This window comes from Sulfurihydrogenibium sp., assembly GCF_027448985.1.
In the GTDB taxonomy this organism is placed as follows: domain Bacteria; phylum Aquificota; class Aquificia; order Aquificales; family Hydrogenothermaceae; genus Sulfurihydrogenibium.
On the sequence record NZ_DAIDMN010000019.1, the window covers coordinates 1 to 17,723 of the forward strand.

The following is a 17,723-nucleotide window of genomic DNA, read 5'->3' on the forward strand; positions in this document are numbered from 1 at the left end:
AGTGGTAGTTTTACTTTATGATACCACTGGAGGTTTTTTATTTCATCTTTTTTTCGAATTGGAAATTAGGGTTAAATAATCAATATTTGAAAATCTTAATTTTATTTTATAAAATATTTCAGATGGAAGAAATTTTAAATTTTGAAGTGAATGAAGGGTACGAAGGGTTAAGGTTAGACCAATTTTTATCAAAAGTATATCCAGAGTACTCAAGGTCTTTTTATCAGGATTTGGTAGAGAAAGGATTTGTATTAAAAAACGAACAACCTGTAAAAAAATCATCAATAAAAGTAAAACAAAATGAAACTTATACAGTTATAATACCACCTCCTCAACCATTGGAAGTAGAGCCGGAAAATATTCCTTTAAACATATACTACGAAGATGAAGATTTAGCGGTAGTCTATAAACCCCCAAAAATGGTAGTCCATCCTTCTGTTGGTCATACCAGTGGAACACTTGTAAACGCTTTACTGTATCACTTTAAAAACGTATCTATGTATCAAGGAAAGGAAAGAGCCGGAATAGTCCACAGGTTAGACAAAGATACAGCCGGATTAATAGTCGTAGCAAAGTCAGAGTTTGCACATAAAGAACTTCAAAAGATGTTTCAAAACCGAGAAATAGATAAAAAATACAAAGCTATCATCGTAGGAATACCAAAAAAAGATTATGGTATTATAGATTTACCTATAGGAAGGTCCCTATTCGATAGGCAAAAGATGGGAACAGTTGCAACAAACCTTAGAGATGCTTTAACGGAGTATTGGGTAGAAAAAAAATGGGAAAAGCACAATCTTACAATGGTAGATATAAAACTTCATACCGGTAGAACTCACCAGATAAGAGTCCATTTTTCTGCTATAGGGCATCCACTTTTAAACGATGAAGTCTACGGCTTTAAGAAAAGTAAACTAACTTCTTCCCTTGCAAAACAACTTTCAGATATGTTAGATTACCATGCATTGGTTGCATACAGTTTAACATTTAAACATCCAAGGTCAAAAAAAGAGATAAGTGTAAATCTCGAAAACCTACCAGACCCCTTACCTTACCTGATAGAGAGATTAAATGATTAAGAAAATATTTTTATTTGTACTTTTAACCCTTTTTTATGCAAAGGCAGATTATAATGATTTGATAAACATTTACAAATCAGATTTTGATAGTTTAGACGATAGTAATACCTTATCAGAAATACAAAAAAACAGAGAGTTTGCATTAAGTAGTTACATAGCCTTAAAGATGGCTTCGTATTTTTATTATCAAAACAACTTAGAAAAAGCCGAAAAATTTTTAAACCTTATTGATTCTAAAGCACTTTTAAAGGATGATTATCCCTTTTACCTTTATATAAACGGTAAAATAAAAAATAACAACGAAAGTTTAAAAAATTTAGCTATAAATTACTGTTATACTTACTACGGGTACAAAGCGTACTTAGAAATGATGGAGTTTCTATCTGTAGAAGAGAAGGAAAAATCTGTCGAAAACTGTATAAAAAACAAACATTACGAAAAAGCGAAGTATCTACTATCAACCATTGAAGATGAAAACACGATAAACTACTTTTTAGTAAAAATCTCCAAAGAGAAAGACCAAAAGATTAATTATTTTTTAAACATCCAACCTTCAAGCCAATATTACGAGAAAGCCTTATCCATCATAGCTAACCTAAACCAAGAATACGAAAAGATTTATTTAGATTATCTACTTCAAAAAAACAAGGTTGATAAATATTTAGAATTTTTAACCAAAAGGGCAAAAAAGTCTTTTTATAGTCAAAACTACGATGAGTTTTTATTTTATACAGAATTGATTGAAAGTTATGAAGAACTACCGCCGGATTTAGTCTGGCTTAAGTTTTTGTACTTTTATAAAACAAAAGATAAAGAATTGGCAAAATACTATCTAAACAGATATAAACAACATTCAAAAGATTTGTATCAAATACTGTACTGGCAGTCTTTGTTGGAAAATGGGGAATTAACCATTCCTAAGGAAAAATTAAAACCGGAAGATATTTCTCCTTATTTAGCTTTGATTTATTACAAAAACAAAATCAATCCGGATTTGGAGAAAACGAAAAAATGCTCTATGCCTGCGGATAATGTTGCCATTACTATAAAAAACTTAAAAAATCAGGAGTACAAACTTGCCTACATTGAAGGAAATTACTATATAAAATCAAAACCATGTGAAAGGTTGTACAGTATTATGGCTGAAGTTGCTGTTAAATGTTTCGGTCAAAACTCTCAATGTAGTTATGTAAAACCGTTTTTGAGACTTCAAGACAAAGAGATGGAAAATATCGTTTATGCTATCATAAAACAGGAAAGTTTTTTTGACCCTTACGCTATATCTTGGTCTAATGCTGTAGGACTTACTCAGTTTATTCCTAAAACTGCCAAATGGACCGCTGAAAATCTAAAAGTAGAAGGTTTTGATATGACGGACCTTTTTAATCCGGATTTAAGTGTAAAGTTCTCCGTATGGTATTTATCAAGATTGATAAACATGTTTAACGGTGAGCTTGTTTACGTGTTTGCTTCTTACAATTCCGGAGAAAACGCTGTAAAAAAATTCTTAGATAAAAACAAGCCACAAGACTTAGCAGAGTTCATAGAGTTTTACCCCTACGATGAAACAAGAGATTATGTTAAGAAAGTTTTAAGGAACTACATTATTTACAAATCGATAGGAGAGTAAAGATGTTTACAGGATTGATAGAAGAAGTAGGAAAAGTAAAAACCATAACAAAAAATTACGATGGAATGAGATTAAAAATAGAGTGTAAAAAAGTTTTAGAAAATACCAACTTAGGAGATAGTATAGCTGTAAACGGAGTTTGTCTAACGGTTGTAGAGATGGAAAAGGATGTTGCGGTTTTTGATGTATCAAATGAAACTATAAAAAGAAGTAATTTTTCTTACATAAAAGTAGGAGATTTTGTAAATCTTGAAAGGGCTTTAACTCCACAGTCTCGTCTTGGAGGACACATAGTTCAAGGACATGTAGACACAACCGGAATTATACTATCCATAACACCTTTGGGAAGTCATACGAATGTTAAGATAAGTTTTCCAATAGAATACAGCAATCTTGTTATAGAAAAAGGCTCAATAGCGATAGATGGTATAAGTCTAACAATCAACTACTTAAATCAAAATGTAATCGACCTTAACATAATACCCCACACCTTAGAAAACACAAACCTAAAATACCGAAAACCGAACGATGTAGTAAATATAGAGTTTGATATCTTAGGTAAGTATGTTGCGAAGATGATTGGAAAATGGTATAATCCAGATGAAAGGCTTAAAAATTTGTTAGAAAACTGGTAAAATGGAAAAACAAAAAACACCTCATTACGGAAAAGTAAAACCCATAAATTACAGGTACATATACGAAGAGAAGTTTTACGATGTTTTAGGGCAGTTAAAACTTCCTCTAATGGTTGTCATTTTCGTTAGTACAGTGGGAGTACTACTCTTTATGATTGTAAATAACAAAACCGATGGAGAGAGTGTTGTAAACTACTTTTTCCATACGGTTATTTCAATATCAACCATAGGTTATACTGAAGGTTATGGAACGGATAATTTAACCTTAAACAGACTTATAACATCTATTTACATACTTTTTGCTTTTCCGGCAGGTTATATGTACGGTCTTGTTAAGACTATTCAAGTTCTGACAACAAGCAATCTTGGGAAAATATACAAATACTGGAGGATGTATAAAGAGATGGAAAACATTAAAGACCATTTTATAATCACACCTTTTAACGAGATAACAAAAGAGATAATGAATGATTTTAAAAAAAGGAACATTCCTTTTGTACTTATAGAGCCGGATAAAAGGAAAAAAGAAGAGATAGAAAACTTTAATCCTGTTTACTTTATACTTGATGAACCACACAAAAGAGCAGTTCTTTTGGGAGCTTTTATAGAAAGAGCACGGGGAATCATAACAGCCTTCGAAGAAAACACACAAGATTTAGCGGTTATAGTAACCGCAAGACTTATAATGCCAGATAGAAACAACTTTTACATATTTGCTACCGCAACAACGGAAGGTTCTGCAGAAAAGATGAAGTTACTTGGTGCAAACGAAGTTATAATTCCTCAACAAACAATTGGAAAAAGAATCGTATCCTTGGTACTACATCCACCATCTCCTTTGGTTTCAAACTTCCTAAATAAGATAGCTTTTGGAGAAAAGATGGATATAGATATTACTGAAGTTCATATTGATGAAAATTCTTGGGTTGCAGGAAAAGCTTTAAAAGACATACATTTAAGAAAAAATACAGGTACAACCGTCGTTGCTATCGTAAAACCTAATGGTAAAATGGATATAGCTCCAAGCGGAGAATCCGTTATAAAATCCGGATACACGCTACTTTTATTAGGAAAACCTGAAAACATAGAAAAAGCAAAAACTTATCTAAATAAACCACAGGAGGTAAGTCCATGATAAACTGGGGAAAAGTTTGGTCAGACTTTTTTATATTTTTAGCTTTAACTTCAAACGTAGGGTTTATTTTTAGTCACGACCCTTATCAGCTCGTTGTAGCGATAGGTGTTAATCTTATAGCTACAGTTCTTAAATTTGGAGCAAAAAAAATACTATCAGCAGAACTTTTAGCTACAGCTTTGGTTGCGGACTTACATCTCATTCCGGCTGCTTTTTTATACTTTTCTCAAACTCATACTGACTTAGCGATAGGTCTTGCAATAGGTGCAGCGGTTGCAAATGTTATATCTATAGTACTGTTATTCATTGAAATGGTTATGGAATACAGAAAACAGGAGGACAGCTATTAACGCTAAACCAAGATAAAATCCTCACCTAAAAATACTTTTCTTACTTCTTGGTTTTCTACAATCTCCTGTGGTGTACCTTCGGCTATGACTTTTCCATGGGCTATTATGTAAGCCCTATCCGTTATTTTTAATGTTTCTCTTACATTGTGGTCTGTTATTATCACACCTATATCTTTTGCTACAAGAGATTTTATAAGGTTGTTTATATCTTTTACTGAAACTGGGTCAACTCCTGCAAAAGGTTCATCTAAAAGCAAAAATGAAGGATTTACTATTAAGCTTCTTGCTATCTCCAACCTTCTTCTCTCTCCACCGGATAATGTTGATGCCTTTTGGTCTTTTAGATGTAGGATGTGAAACTCTTCTAACAAATCTTTTGCTTTTCTTTCCATTTCCGGATAGGATATATCTTGAAACTCTAAAAACATCATAAGATTTTCCCAGACCGTTAAATCTCTGAAAATTGATGATTCCTGAGGTAGAAAACTTATACCTTTTTTTGCCCTTTCGTAAACAGGTAGATGTGTTATGTCTTCTTTGTTTAAAATGACACTTCCTTTATCCGGTTTTAAAAATCCAAGTAAACATTTGAAAGTAGTAGTTTTTCCAGCTCCGTTTGGTCCAAGAAGTCCTACTATCTCTCCTTCTTGAGCGTACAGAGAAACTCCGGATACTACCGTTCTTCCCTTAAAACTTTTTTCTATCTCTTTAAGTTCTAATTTTGATTTTTCCATAAACTTTATTCTACCAGATTTTTTAAAAGAAATTCTATAAACTTTTCAACAGGGTCTTGGTAAAAAACTTTTTGTTGTATTTCAAGGTTGTAAAGATTTTGAAGCATGTTTTCCAGCTCTTTCTGATTTCTTGACTTTAATATGTTGTTTATGTTTGACTTTTGAATAGGAGCTGTTATTCCAACTTTTAAAAAAGCTTCTTCCGGAGAAAGTCCTTCTTCTATTAAAGATTTATAGTATAAAGCTTTTTCCAGTTGAGATAAAATTAAACTCTGTAATTCAAAAGGATGAGCTGAGTTTTCTATAAGATTTAGAGCCATTTTTAACGCATTCTTTTCTTTTTTAAAGAAACTGTTTAAAAAAATGAAAACATTTTCTTCAAATTTTGGTGTTATAACTGCATCTATGTCTTCTTTTGTTATCTCTTTTTTGTCTGCTGTGTACAAAAGGAGTTTTTCTATCTCGTTTTTTGCCAGTGTAAGGTCATTGTTTAACAGAGATACAAGGTATTGAAGATTTTCTTGGGATATATTTTTACCTTCCCTTTGAAGTTTATTTTTTATTGATGTGTAAAATGCGGATGGTGTTAATTTGTTTGATATTACAACATCAGCTACAGAGATTAACGTTTTATAAGGTTCTGAAGATGGTATTTTTTCAACAGATGATATAAATAAAACTCTCAAAGGCAAATTTACTTTTTTTATCTTTTCTAAAAACAACTGTGTCTCGTCTTTTTTTAACTTACTTACAAAATCTTCAAATTGACGAATTACAATGACTCTTTCGTTCTGAAACAATGACTTTGTACCTATCTCGTTTAAAAAAGTTTTAAAATCAAGTTCATCTCCCCAAAAAACATATACGGTCATAACAGATTTAATTTTTTCAAGTAATAGATTTTTGGGTGTACCTTCGTTTCCGTAGATAAACACTAACGGTTTTAGTTTTGTTAAATCAAACTCTTTTAGAAGTTGTTGTATTTTTAACTCGTTCATAGCTCAGATAGTATGGAAAATATCCTTACCTTTACAAGGTTGCCAAGCTCTTCATACGCATATCTTTTTTCAAAGTCTGACCTTAATCCAGTTCCAACGTACTGGGTTTTTTCTCTTATAGTTCTATCTGTTGAAATGTTCCCTTTTGTGTCTTCTACTTTAATAGATAGCTTTATTTCAACAGCATAAACGTTTGCCCTTTGGGAAGGAGAATACCCTATACTGTAAAATCTTATATCGCTTAGATATGCATAAAGGTTGTAGTCAACTTTTTCTCCACATTCAAGTTTGTTTCCAGATTGTAAAACAGCATCACTTATATTTTTGTAGAGTATATCTTTCAAAGTTGGCTCAGGAGTGTTTATCTGAAAATCCTTAAAACATACATTTTTTGGTTCGGATGGTTTATATCCATGATAACTTTTTAAACCACAGCTACTTAAAATCAAAACAGCAAAAACTGTTAAAATTTTTTTCATATTTTTCTTACCTTTTCTTCCAGCATACTTTTAACATAGGGGGTTACCATATTGCTAACATCACCACCGTGTAAGGCAACATCTTTCACTATTGAAGAGCTTATATGTATCAATTCTTGTTGAGGCATCATAAAGAATGTCTCCACTTTGTCAAGTTTGTAGTTTGTCATTGCTATTTGAAGTTCGTACTCAAAGTCCGTAAAAAGTCTAACTCCCCTGATTATGATTTTTGTGTTGTATCTTTTCATAAAGTTTACCAACAATCCGGAAAACCCTTCAACTATTACTCTTCCTTTGTATTTACTTACAGCGTCTTGGAACATTTTTACCCTTTCTTCTAATGAAAAAAATGGTTTTTTCTTAGGGTTTTCCGCTATTGCAACTACGACTGCTTCAAATATGTTAAGTGCTCTTTCCACTATATCCAGATGTCCTAAATGTACAGGGTCAAATGTACCCGGATAAACACATATTTTCGTTGTCATTCTTTTCTCCAAAAGGATATTACCGTATCACCGTATTTTCTGCTTTCTTTAAAGTAATCCGGTAATGTTTTACTCAAATCCACATTACTTCTGTGTTCTACTATCAAGGTTCCACCTTCTCTTAAAACGTTAAAAGATAACTCTATAAGTTTATCATAAAATTTATAGTCGTAAGGAGGGTCTGCAAAGATTATATCAAAAGTTTTATCTGTATTTTTTAAAAATTTTATTACATCAACAGAATAAAACCTTACATTTTCGTAATTCTTTATCTTCTTCTTTATATCTTCTACTCTTTTTTTCTCTATCTCAACAAAAGTAACAGATTTTGCACCTTTTTCTAATGCTTTCAAACCAACCTGTCCTGTCCCAGAGAAAAGGTCTAAAAAATCTTTACCTTTTACAGAGTAAAGAATGTTGAACAAAGCCTGTAATACTAAGTTTGAAGTGGGTCTTAAATCTTTCATTGTGAATATAGTTTAACAAAAAATCCTTAAAATGTAAAACTTTTTAGAAAAAATATTGACTTTGTTTAAGCAGTTAAAATTGATAATTTGGGTTTGTGTTATTATATTTTTAAGATGAAAAAGTTTGTGGTTGGAATAACGGGAGCAAGTGGTTTTGTATACGGTAGAAGATTGGTAGAAGAGCTATCTAAGAGTCATTTTGTACATCTTATTGTGTCCGATGCTGCTTACATCGTTATGGAGAAAGAAGAGAACATAAAAAAAACTGAATTTTTAAAAAGTTTAAACTCAAATGTAGAAGTAATATCCAACAAAAACATAGCAGCTTCTGTATCAAGTGGTTCTTACTTGACAAAAACACAAGGTGTTATAGTGGCTCCTTGTTCCATGGATACGTTGGCAGCAGTTGCAAATGGATTAAGTAGTAATCTTATTCAGCGGGTATGTGATGTTGCCTTAAAAGAGAGGAAAAGGTTACTTCTCTTGATAAGAGAAATGCCATTTTCTCTGATTCATGTGGAGAACATGAAAAAGGTTATGTTGGCTGGAGGTATAGTTGCTCCGGCTTCTCCTGGATTTTATCATAAACCAAAAACAGTTGATGATATGATAAACTTTGTTGTTGGTAAAGTTTTAGACATTTTCGAAGTGGAACACAACCTTTATAAAAGATGGGAAGGTTAAAAAGATGAAAATATCCGAATGTGTAGAACTTTTTTTATCTTACATAGCAGATAAATCTCCAAACACTGTTAAGAATTATAAAGTTGATTTAAACCAGTTTATAAAAATTGTTGGAGATAAAGACGTAGATAAAGTTTCAAAATCCGATGTTGCAAAATTCCGGATGGTACTACAGTCTCAAAAGAGAAAATCTTCAACGATTGCCAGAAAACTTGCCACTTTAAACTCTCTATACCAATACCTTATAGATTTAGAACTTGTAAGTATTTCACCTATAACAAAATCTCACAGACCAAAAGTATCCCAGAGAATTCCTTCCTCTTTATCAAACGAAGAAATAAAATTACTGTTAAACCACATAGACAACTTACAAGACAAAACCATAGTTGTTTTACTTTTGACAACCGGATTAAGGTCATCTGAACTTTTGAGTATAAAAAAGAAAAATATTTTAGTAGAAAGACAAGGACAAACCTTTGGAATAGACAAAATCTTAGAGGAAGGATTACAGGAAGAAGACATCGCATACATAAGGGTGGTAGGTAAAGGAGATAAAGAGAGGGAAGTTCCAATTACAGGAAAACCACTTCATATACTGGTTGAGTATCTAAAAGAAGTCAGCCCCTATATAGACAACCAAACACCTATATTTCCAATTACTTACCACACTCTATGGAGAAAGATTAAAAATCTTGGGAAAAAACTCTCCACAAGTTTACACCCACATAAATTGAGACACACAGCAGCAACTATGGCTTTGGCATCCGGAGCAGAACTGAGAGTCATACAGGAACTTTTAGGTCACGCTTCTCCAATCACAACTGCAAGATACGCAAAAGTAGGTCAAAAACAGCTTTTAAAAGCAACAAAAGCATTATCGGAAAATATAGATTTGTGAGGTGGTGTTATGCTTAACCTAATTTTATCAGTTCAAGAGAAAAACCCATTAGACATTTCAGATTTAAAACAGTGTGACCCTTACTCATCTTTTGGTGTATTTTGTAATGCAAACTCGTTCGTAGAAGGTATTATCATAATAATAGGAGTAGCTATTATGTTTGGAGCGAGTATGTGGTTTGTTAAGAAAAACCAAGAAAATATCCAAAGAGAAAGAGAAAATAAAAACAACAATGCATAACAAAGGTGTAGAAGAGGTTTTAAAAGAAGTTGATTCTTCTTTAAAAGGATTAACGTCGGAAGAAGCTCAAAAAAGGCTAAAGGTTTATGGAAAAAATAAGATAGAGTTAGAAGAAGAAAACGTATTAAAAATATTTTTAAGACAATTTACAAGTCCATTGATAGTTATTCTAATACTCGCATCAGTTATAGCCCTATACATAGGAGAAGCCAAAGATTTCTTTTTTATAATTGGTATAGTTTTGATAAATGGAATGATTGGTTTTTATCAAGAGTATAAAGCTAAAGTTAAGATAAAAGAGCTTTTACAGTTATCTGTTCCAACTGTAAAAGTAATAAGAGATGGAAAAATTGTAGAAATATCATCTGAAGATATAACTATTGGTGATATCGTTATAGTTAAAGAGGGAGATTTGATACCTGCTGATATTCGTTTCATAGAGACGAATAATGTACTAGTTGACGAATCTATCCTAACAGGAGAGTCTATTCCTGTTGAAAAATTTGCTGAAAAGGTTTTACCAGAAGATACTCCTATATACGAAAGGGTAAACATCGGATTTGGAGGAACGTATGTAGTAAAAGGCATAGGAAAAGGAGTTGTGTTTGCTGTAGGTTTAAACACAGAAGTAGGAAGGATTTACAGTAAGATAAAAATCAAAGAAAGAGAAACTCCTCTTACAAGAACTATAAGAAGCTTTTCTAAAAAACTTTTAGTTGTAATAATCTCAATACTATTGTTAATATTCATAGTAGGTTTAATGCAAGGCAGAGATATTGAGAAGTTAGTAATGTTAATCATAGCTCAGCTTGTATCCGCCGTTCCGGAAGGACTACCTATCGTTATTACAATTGCCCTGGTTATAGGTGCCATAACACTCTACAAAAGAAAAGTTTTAATAAGACAACTTCCGGCAGTTGAAGCACTTGGTAGTGCTACATTTATATGTACGGATAAAACTGGAACCATTACCGAAAACAAGTTAACTGTTGAAAAAATATACTCTTTAGAAGATAGTATCAACCATTTAGTTTTTGCTCTTTGCAACGATTCTGACATAGAGAGAGGAGACCCGATAGAAGTAGCAATGCTTAGATGGTTAGAGAATCAAGGATACGATTATATAAATTTAAGAGAAAAATATCCAAGGTTATGGCTTTACCCATTTGACACAAAATTAAAACTAATGGCATCTATACATAAAGTAAAAGATGAGGATATCCTTTTTATAAAAGGAGCTTTTGAGAGCTTAGAAAAGTTGACTGAAAATGTGGAAGATTTAGACAGTTTAAGAAAAGTACACGATGAGATGGCAGAAAGTGGGCTTAGAGTTTTAGCGTTTGGATATTCAAAAGTACATGGACCCATCCAAGACATTACAAAGGTAAAAATAAAGCTTATAGGCTTAATAGGATTTTTAGACCCGCCAAAAGAAACAGCAGTTCAGGCTGTCAACGCTGCTAAAAAAGCCGGAATAAATATAATCATGATTACAGGAGATAATTTAAAAACTGCAAAAACAGTTGCAAAAATGGTAGGAATACATGATGAAGGGAAAATAGCGTTAGAAGGGAAAGATTTAGAAAAATACGACGATGAAAGTCTTAAATCTCTCCTCTATAAAGTGTCGGTTATAGCAAGAGCCACTCCGGAAGATAAGTTTAGAGTCGTAAGGATTTTACAATCAGCAGGTGAAGAAGTGGTTATGATGGGAGATGGTGTTAACGATATGCCAGCTGTAAAAGCAGCCGACCTTGGAATCGCTATGAACGAAGGCTCTCAAGCCACAAAATCCGTTGCAAAAATGGTTTTAATGGAGAGGGATTTGTCCGTAATAGTTGAAGCTATAAAAATAGGAAGGACTATATCTCACAACTTACGAAAAGTTATTTTGTATCTCGTATCTACAAGTATGGGAGAGATTGTGCTTCTATTTTTTGCTTTTATGTTGGCTTTACCTCAACCTATCTATGCAACTCAGATACTATGGGTAAATCTTATAACAGATGGAATTCAGGATAAAACTCTCGTTTTATCGAAGGAAGAAAAATGGATTTTTTATCTAAAACCCAAAACTTTCTCTGAATGGTTTTTAGACAAAATTCAGTTGTTTAGAGTGTTCTCTTTTGCTTTCTTTATGGCGTTATTGAATTTGGCAGTATTCCTGTATCTTCTAAAGAGTGATTATCCGTTAGAGAAAGCAATTACAATAGTGTTTACTGGAGTAGTTTTTTCTCAGTGGGCACATGGATTTCAAATAGTAAGAGAACAACCATTTTTCTATAAACCTTTAGATAACTTTAAAAACAATCCTTATATATTCTTAGCTGTTATATTTATTGGTATTCCATTGCAACTATCAGCAATTTACATCTTCCCAGATGTTTTACACTGTACTTCGATAGAGTTAAGTGATTGGATATATCCGGTTATTACTTTCGTTGGAATTTTCGGGTTCTTAGAAATCCGGAAATGGATAGAGTTCTTTATATTTAAAAAATTGTATAATATTTAACTTAAAAAACTTAGGAGGTTAAAACTTGGTTAAGGTTGCTTGGAGTACTACCCATCAGGAGTTTATAATATCGGACCACTACTACTTTTCAAAACTTCAAAAGTACGCAAAAGAAAACGATATCTTGGTAGAAGAAGTTGACGAGTTTGAAAGGTTTTCTAACTACGATGTGATAATTTTTAACTATCCGGAAATACCGTTTAAAAGCCAAGAGGTTGACTTTATAGAAGAACTGGTAAAAAAAGGTAAAAAAGTAGGAATATTCGCATACTACAAAAATGAAGATAAAATAGCAGATACCTGTAACACCATGTCTCAAAGGTTTGGTATAAAGTTCAATGGAGATATAATAACGGACGATGTAAACAACTATGACAACGATAACCTTTTAATAACAACCACAAAAACATCTGAAAAGATGAAAGAAAAAGGTATAAATAAAGTTGTTTTAGCTTGTACAGACAGCCTCACAATTACAGGTGATAACGTGATGCCTATGATTCATGCCGAAGATACAGCTAAATCTCTTCTTGGAAAAGAGAAAATCTTATTTGCAAGATATCAAGACCCTTCCGGAGGATGTTTTATAGCGGGAGGAACTTGTGTATTTTGGGATAATTACTCGATAGACCTTTACAACAACAAAGAGTTATCTTTACAACTACTTTCCCACAAAAAATGATAAAAGAAGGAGATACCGTTTATTTAAAAGGGAAGAAGGACTCATTTTTTGTTGTAGTTAAAAAAGATGAGGAGTTTTCTACCCACAAAGGAACAATAAAGTTTAACGATATAATAGGAAAAAATTACGGAGATACAGTCCTTACCCACAAAGGTGAGGAGTTTCTTTTACTTAAACCTACACTTTATGAAATTATAATGTACGGAATAAAAAGACACACCCAGATAATATATCCAAAAGACTCCGCATACATAACACTAAAACTTGGTCTCACATCCGGGATGAAAGTTTTAGAATCCGGAATAGGAAGCGGTGGTCTTACAATAGTAATGGCAAACGCTCTAAATCCAGATGGAAGAATACACGCCTACGAAAAAGAAGAAAAATTTTTAAAAAACGCATTAAAAAATCTTCAACTTGCAAAACTTGACCACATTGTGGTACCACATTTACAAGACCTATCACAACCTATAGAAGAAAAAGATTTTGATGCAGCGTTTATTGATGTAAGAGAGCCCTGGCTTTACATTGAAAATGTAAAAAAAGTTCTAAAAAAAGGTGCGATGATAGGCTTTTTGGTCCCAACAACAAACCAGATAGTAGAAGTTTTAAGAGAGCTTAAAAAACTTGATTTTGTAGATATAGAAGTTGAAGAGATACTTCAAAGACAATACAAGCCTGTACCAGACAGGTTAAGACCAGAGGATAGAATGGTAGCCCATACAGGATACTTAATTTTTGCAAAAAACGGATAAAAGATGGAAAAAAGTAAACTTATAGAAAAAGCTAAAAGAATTGTTGTTAAAATAGGCTCTCAAATCCTTGAAAAAGATAACGATATAGACACAGATTTTATTTATAGCCTTGCAAATCAGATAAAAAAATATCCGGATAAAGAGTTTATAATCGTATCATCGGGAGCAGTGTTAGCTGGGATAAAAAAGCTAAAACTACCATCAAAACCAAAAACCATAACAGAAAAGCAAGCTATAGCAAGTGTAGGGCAAGCTTACCTTATGCAAATCTACGATAAGATATTTTCTCAAAAAGATATCATCATAGGACAGATGCTCCTTACAATAGAAGGACTACAAGACAGAAAAAGGTATCTCTATGCAAAAGAAACTTTGAACAAACTGATAGAGTTTAAAGTAGTACCTATAATAAACGAAAACGACGCCATTGCTGTAGAAGAGATAGTATTTGGAGATAACGATTACTTAGCTGCCCATGTGTCAGTTTTGGCAGATGCTGATTTACTTGTTATAATCTCAACAGCCGGTGGACTTTACACAGATGACCCTACCAACCCACAAGCAAAACTTATAGCAGAGGTAAAAGATTTAGATTCAGCGATAAACTTTGCAAAATCTTCAAAATCAAAGTTTGGAACCGGTGGAATGAGAAGTAAATTGGAAGCGGCGAAAATAGCAGTTAGCCACTCTATTCCAGTGATAATTTCTCCAAAAACAGAAGATATTTTAGAAAAAATCCTTACAGGTCAAGAGATAGGAACATTCATACACCCATCTAAACAAAAGAAAATGTCCGGTAAAAAAAGTTGGCTTGCATTACTATCTTCACCAAAAGGTAGAATCGTAGTGGACAAAGGAGCAGAAAAAGCCTTAAAAGAAGGAAAAAGTCTTTTGCCAAGTGGAATAAAAGAGGTGGAAGGTATATTTGATGTAAAAGATACGGTTGCAATAGTTAACGAAGAAGGTATAATTTTAGGAAAAGGGATTGTAAATTTAAACTATAAGGATTTGAAAAAAATAAAAGGTTTAAAAACAACAGAAGCATCAAAGATACTTGGAAAAGATATAGAAGAAGCTGTTCACCGAGATAATTTGGTAATTTACTAAAAAGAGGTGAAACCAATGAAGAAAAAAATTCTAATAGGTTTGATAGTGATTGGAGTAATTTTTTATCTTATATCTGTTATTAGATACAGTGCCCAGCCGAAAATCGCTCTTATAAAAGTAAATGACACAATTATGGATTCAATGGAAACTGTATCAAATCTTAGTCAGATAGAAAAAGATGAATCTATAAAAGCTGTAGTTATAGCTGTTGATAGCCCGGGAGGTGCAGTTGGAGCATCTCAAGAAATATACAGAGCCATTGAAAAATTAAGAGAAAAAAAGCCGGTGGTTGTGTCAATGGGAAATGTTGCAGCATCGGGAGGGTATTACATATCTGCTCCAGCTAACGTTATATATGCAAATCCAGGAACAATTACTGGAAGCATTGGTGTCATAATTCAACAAGTTGATTTAAGCGAAATTTTAAACAAAATTGGAGTAAAAGTAAACACAATAAAAAGTGGAGAAAATAAAGATATTCTCTATCCAACAAAATCTTTGACACCTGAGCAAAAACAACTTTTAGAACAAACAGTTATGGATGTTTACGACCAGTTTTTAGATGCGATAGTAAAGTATAGACCTATAAAGAAAGAAGTTTTAAGAAGTTACGCAGATGGAAGAGTTTTCAGTGGTAGAGAAGCCCAAAAACTCGGACTTGTTGATAAGCTTGGAAACATACAAGATGCAGTAAAAGAAGCTAAAAAACTTGCAAAACTTCCGGATGATACGCCAGTAATAGAGATAAAACCACAAAAACCTTTACTTCAAGAACTTTTAAACTCTAAATTCCCAGTGGAAAAACCTAAATCCGGAATATACTATCTCCTATCTTTCTGACAGATATCATAACTAAAAGATTAAAGATAGGATAATTTATATGAAAATTTAATTTAGGAGGTTTTGATATGCAAACACAAACAGTTAACTTCATCGTTACAGAAACGGCTGCTAAAGAAATCAAAAGAATAGCAGACGAGAACCAAATAGAAAACCCAATATTAAGGGTTAGAGTAGTTCCTGGAGGATGTTCTGGATTCCAATACGCTATGGGATTTGATGATGAAATCTCTGAAAACGACAAGGTAGTGGAAGCAGACTACGGTGTAAAAATCGCAATAGACGAATTTAGCGCACCTTACATAAACGGTGCTGTGTTGGATTATGTAATGGACTTTATGGGTGGTGGATTTACAATTAAAAATCCAAACGCAGCTAGTTCTTGCGGTTGTGGTAGCTCTTTCTCTTGTGGATAATAAAAAAGGGGCTTTTAAGCCCCTTTTAAAATTTAAGCTTTAACAGCTCTATTAAACCTTTCGTTTATAACATCCCAGTTTAAATTCTTAAAGAAAGCATCAATGTAGGGAGGTCTTTTATTTTTCTGGTCTACGTAGTAAGCGTGTTCATACACATCAAGAACAATCAATGGAACTGAATAAACAAAACCATACTGGTTATGAGCATCAAATCCATTTACAAACAACATTTTGTTGTACATATCGTAAGATAAAGTAGCCCAACCTCTACAAGCGATACCAGTTGCTTTTATCTCATTAAGGCAGTTATCAACAGAACCAAAATGTTCCTCAATAGCTTTTTTTAACTCAGTAGATGGAGAACCTTTACCACCACCTACTAGATTTTCAAAATAAAGCTCATGTAGTACAACACCCATGTAGTTAAAACTTTCTTCCACTTTTAAAGCTCTGTATTCCGAGTAATTTTGGTTTGCTTTTGACCTATCTGCAAAATCTGAAGCAAGTTTTTCTTGAATTTCGTTGTACTTAGCGACATAACCTTTGTAATGAGCCTCAAAATGAACTTCAATCTGCTCATCCGATATACCAACTAAACCTTTTGGTTTTAGATGGTCTTTTGGTTGAAGTTTTACTACTTTCATTTTAGCACCTCCTGGTTTAGATTTAAATTTTGCTTGTCTTTCTTCTTTTTCTAAAATTTCCATAGAAAATAAACTATTGCTACTTAAAGCTAATGATATTCCAGTAATTTTTAAAAATTCTCTTCTATCCATTAAAACCTCCAGTTTTTAAAAAAGAGTAAAGCTAGTATGAAACCTTTACTATGATAATAGTCATTTTCAAAAATTTTTGATTTTCTGATGATGAAATAGTTTTGATGTAAAGGGAATAAAAGAGGGAATGAAACCCTCAGAAAGATTTATTCAAAAAGGAATTTATTTTTTGGTTCCACGTTTTCCGGAACATCTTTTAAAGAAACTTTAACTCTTCCTTGGTCATCTATCTCTATAGCTTTTACTTTTAAGATATCTCCAACCTTTATTACATCTTTCGCAGACCTTAATCTTTCTCCGGATATTTGAGATACATGTAATAACGACAATCTTCCCGGGAATAGTTCAACAAAAGCTCCATAATCTTCTACTCTTGTAACTTTACCCATGTAAACTTCACCCACTTCTACATCCATTATCAGTTCATTAATCATCTTAACAGCTGCATCAGCAGATTCTTTAGATGGAGCGTAGATTCTTACCAATCCTTCAGGGTCTATGTCTATTTTTACTTTAGTCTCTTCTATAATTTTCTTAATATTTTTTCCAGATGGTCCTATTATTACACTTATTTTATCCGGTAAAACTCTTAATGTTGTAACGGTAGGAGCGTATGGTGAGATTTCTTTACGAGGTTCTGGTATTGCTTGATACATAAGGTCTAATATATAGTTTCTTCCTTCCTTTGCTTGCTTTAGGGCTTTTTCTAATATTTCTCTTGTTAAACCTTTTACCTTTATGTCCATCTGAAGAAGATTTTCCCTATGTAATAAGAGTAGTTTCAGATATTTTAGAATCTAATGGTTCTACCTCTATGG

Annotated in this window: 21 protein-coding genes; 14 read left to right on the plus strand and 7 right to left on the minus strand. The window is 32.7% G+C overall.

Annotation, left to right across the window (positions count from 1 at the left end; translation table 11 throughout):
* Positions 1 to 122: 122 nt before the first annotated feature.
* The 5 genes from NE054_RS02830 to NE054_RS02850 are packed head-to-tail and all read left to right on the plus strand — an operon-like array spanning position 123 to position 4,829.
* Positions 123 to 1,079 carry an RluA family pseudouridine synthase gene (locus tag NE054_RS02830; RefSeq protein ID WP_297888198.1) on the plus strand — a complete coding sequence of 319 codons (957 nt, stop codon included), beginning with the start codon at positions 123 to 125 and terminating at the stop codon, positions 1,077 to 1,079.
* Complete coding sequence (locus tag NE054_RS02835) at positions 1,072 to 2,709, plus strand: lytic transglycosylase domain-containing protein (protein WP_297888202.1); 1,638 nt, start codon at positions 1,072 to 1,074, stop codon at positions 2,707 to 2,709. Before NE054_RS02830 ends, NE054_RS02835 begins: the two co-directional genes overlap by 8 nt.
* A gap of 2 nt (positions 2,710 to 2,711) precedes the next feature.
* Positions 2,712 to 3,344 (plus strand): riboflavin synthase, encoded by a 633-nt coding sequence (locus tag NE054_RS02840; protein WP_297888205.1) that lies wholly within the window; start codon positions 2,712 to 2,714, stop codon positions 3,342 to 3,344.
* 1 nt (position 3,345) lies between these two features.
* Positions 3,346 to 4,479 carry a TrkA C-terminal domain-containing protein gene (locus NE054_RS02845; protein ID WP_297888208.1) on the plus strand — a complete coding sequence of 378 codons (1,134 nt, stop codon included), beginning with the start codon at positions 3,346 to 3,348 and terminating at the stop codon, positions 4,477 to 4,479.
* Positions 4,476 to 4,829, plus strand: coding sequence for a DUF6394 family protein (locus NE054_RS02850; RefSeq protein WP_297888211.1), 354 nt, complete (start codon positions 4,476 to 4,478; stop codon positions 4,827 to 4,829). The genes NE054_RS02845 and NE054_RS02850 overlap by 4 nt, the downstream gene beginning before the upstream one ends.
* 2 nt (positions 4,830 to 4,831) lie before the next feature.
* On the opposite strand, the gene lptB is transcribed toward NE054_RS02850, so the two are convergent.
* From lptB to NE054_RS02875, 5 genes are read right to left on the minus strand one after another with little or no spacing between them, the layout of a single operon-like run.
* Positions 4,832 to 5,563 carry an LPS export ABC transporter ATP-binding protein gene (gene lptB / locus NE054_RS02855; RefSeq protein ID WP_297888214.1) on the minus strand — a complete coding sequence of 244 codons (732 nt, stop codon included), beginning with the start codon at positions 5,561 to 5,563 and terminating at the stop codon, positions 4,832 to 4,834.
* Between the two features lie 5 nt (positions 5,564 to 5,568).
* Positions 5,569 to 6,561 (minus strand): DNA polymerase III subunit delta, encoded by a 993-nt coding sequence (gene holA, locus NE054_RS02860; protein WP_297888217.1) that lies wholly within the window; start codon positions 6,559 to 6,561, stop codon positions 5,569 to 5,571.
* A complete protein-coding gene (locus tag NE054_RS02865) occupies positions 6,558 to 7,040 on the minus strand; it encodes a hypothetical protein (RefSeq protein WP_297888219.1) in 483 nt (160 codons plus the stop codon). Before NE054_RS02865 ends, holA begins: the two co-directional genes overlap by 4 nt.
* The gene (coaD, locus tag NE054_RS02870) at positions 7,037 to 7,525 is read right to left on the minus strand and encodes a pantetheine-phosphate adenylyltransferase (RefSeq protein WP_297888222.1); all 489 of its coding nucleotides are present in this window, start codon (positions 7,523 to 7,525) and stop codon (positions 7,037 to 7,039) included. Before coaD ends, NE054_RS02865 begins: the two co-directional genes overlap by 4 nt.
* Positions 7,522 to 7,992, minus strand: a complete 471-nt coding sequence (locus tag NE054_RS02875; protein ID WP_297888224.1) for an RsmD family RNA methyltransferase — start codon at positions 7,990 to 7,992, stop codon at positions 7,522 to 7,524. The genes coaD and NE054_RS02875 overlap by 4 nt, the downstream gene beginning before the upstream one ends.
* 114 nt (positions 7,993 to 8,106) lie before the next feature.
* Between NE054_RS02875 and NE054_RS02880 the strand changes: the two genes are divergently transcribed.
* The 9 genes from NE054_RS02880 (at position 8,107) to NE054_RS02920 (ending at position 16,129) form a co-directional block, all read left to right on the plus strand.
* Entirely contained in the window at positions 8,107 to 8,676 is a 570-nt protein-coding gene (locus tag NE054_RS02880) for a UbiX family flavin prenyltransferase (protein WP_297888225.1), read from the plus strand.
* Positions 8,677 to 8,680: 4 nt separating this feature from the next.
* A complete protein-coding gene (locus NE054_RS02885; RefSeq protein WP_297888226.1) occupies positions 8,681 to 9,574 on the plus strand; it encodes a tyrosine-type recombinase/integrase in 894 nt (297 codons plus the stop codon).
* Positions 9,575 to 9,583: 9 nt separating this feature from the next.
* Positions 9,584 to 9,814, plus strand: a complete 231-nt coding sequence (locus tag NE054_RS02890; RefSeq protein ID WP_297888229.1) for a hypothetical protein — start codon at positions 9,584 to 9,586, stop codon at positions 9,812 to 9,814.
* Positions 9,807 to 12,329 (plus strand): cation-transporting P-type ATPase, encoded by a 2,523-nt coding sequence (locus NE054_RS02895; protein WP_297888233.1) that lies wholly within the window; start codon positions 9,807 to 9,809, stop codon positions 12,327 to 12,329. Before NE054_RS02890 ends, NE054_RS02895 begins: the two co-directional genes overlap by 8 nt.
* 25 nt (positions 12,330 to 12,354) lie before the next feature.
* Entirely contained in the window at positions 12,355 to 13,011 is a 657-nt protein-coding gene (locus tag NE054_RS02900) for a hypothetical protein (RefSeq protein ID WP_297888236.1), read from the plus strand.
* Entirely contained in the window at positions 13,008 to 13,766 is a 759-nt protein-coding gene (locus NE054_RS02905) for a tRNA (adenine-N1)-methyltransferase (protein WP_297888239.1), read from the plus strand. Before NE054_RS02900 ends, NE054_RS02905 begins: the two co-directional genes overlap by 4 nt.
* 3 nt (positions 13,767 to 13,769) lie before the next feature.
* Entirely contained in the window at positions 13,770 to 14,873 is a 1,104-nt protein-coding gene (gene proB / locus NE054_RS02910; protein WP_297888241.1) for a glutamate 5-kinase, read from the plus strand.
* 15 nt (positions 14,874 to 14,888) lie between these two features.
* A complete protein-coding gene (gene sppA, locus NE054_RS02915) occupies positions 14,889 to 15,713 on the plus strand; it encodes a signal peptide peptidase SppA (protein ID WP_297888244.1) in 825 nt (274 codons plus the stop codon).
* A 68-nt stretch (positions 15,714 to 15,781) separates the two neighbouring features.
* Positions 15,782 to 16,129, plus strand: a complete 348-nt coding sequence (locus NE054_RS02920) for an iron-sulfur cluster assembly accessory protein (RefSeq protein ID WP_297888247.1) — start codon at positions 15,782 to 15,784, stop codon at positions 16,127 to 16,129.
* A 32-nt stretch (positions 16,130 to 16,161) separates the two neighbouring features.
* Here the strand turns inward: NE054_RS02920 and NE054_RS02925 are convergent, their stop codons facing one another.
* Entirely contained in the window at positions 16,162 to 16,773 is a 612-nt protein-coding gene (locus NE054_RS02925) for a superoxide dismutase (protein ID WP_297888251.1), read from the minus strand.
* A 278-nt stretch (positions 16,774 to 17,051) separates the two neighbouring features.
* Positions 17,052 to 17,651, minus strand: coding sequence for a S1 RNA-binding domain-containing protein (locus NE054_RS02930; protein ID WP_297888249.1), 600 nt, complete (start codon positions 17,649 to 17,651; stop codon positions 17,052 to 17,054).
* Between the last annotated feature and the right edge of the window lie 72 nt (positions 17,652 to 17,723).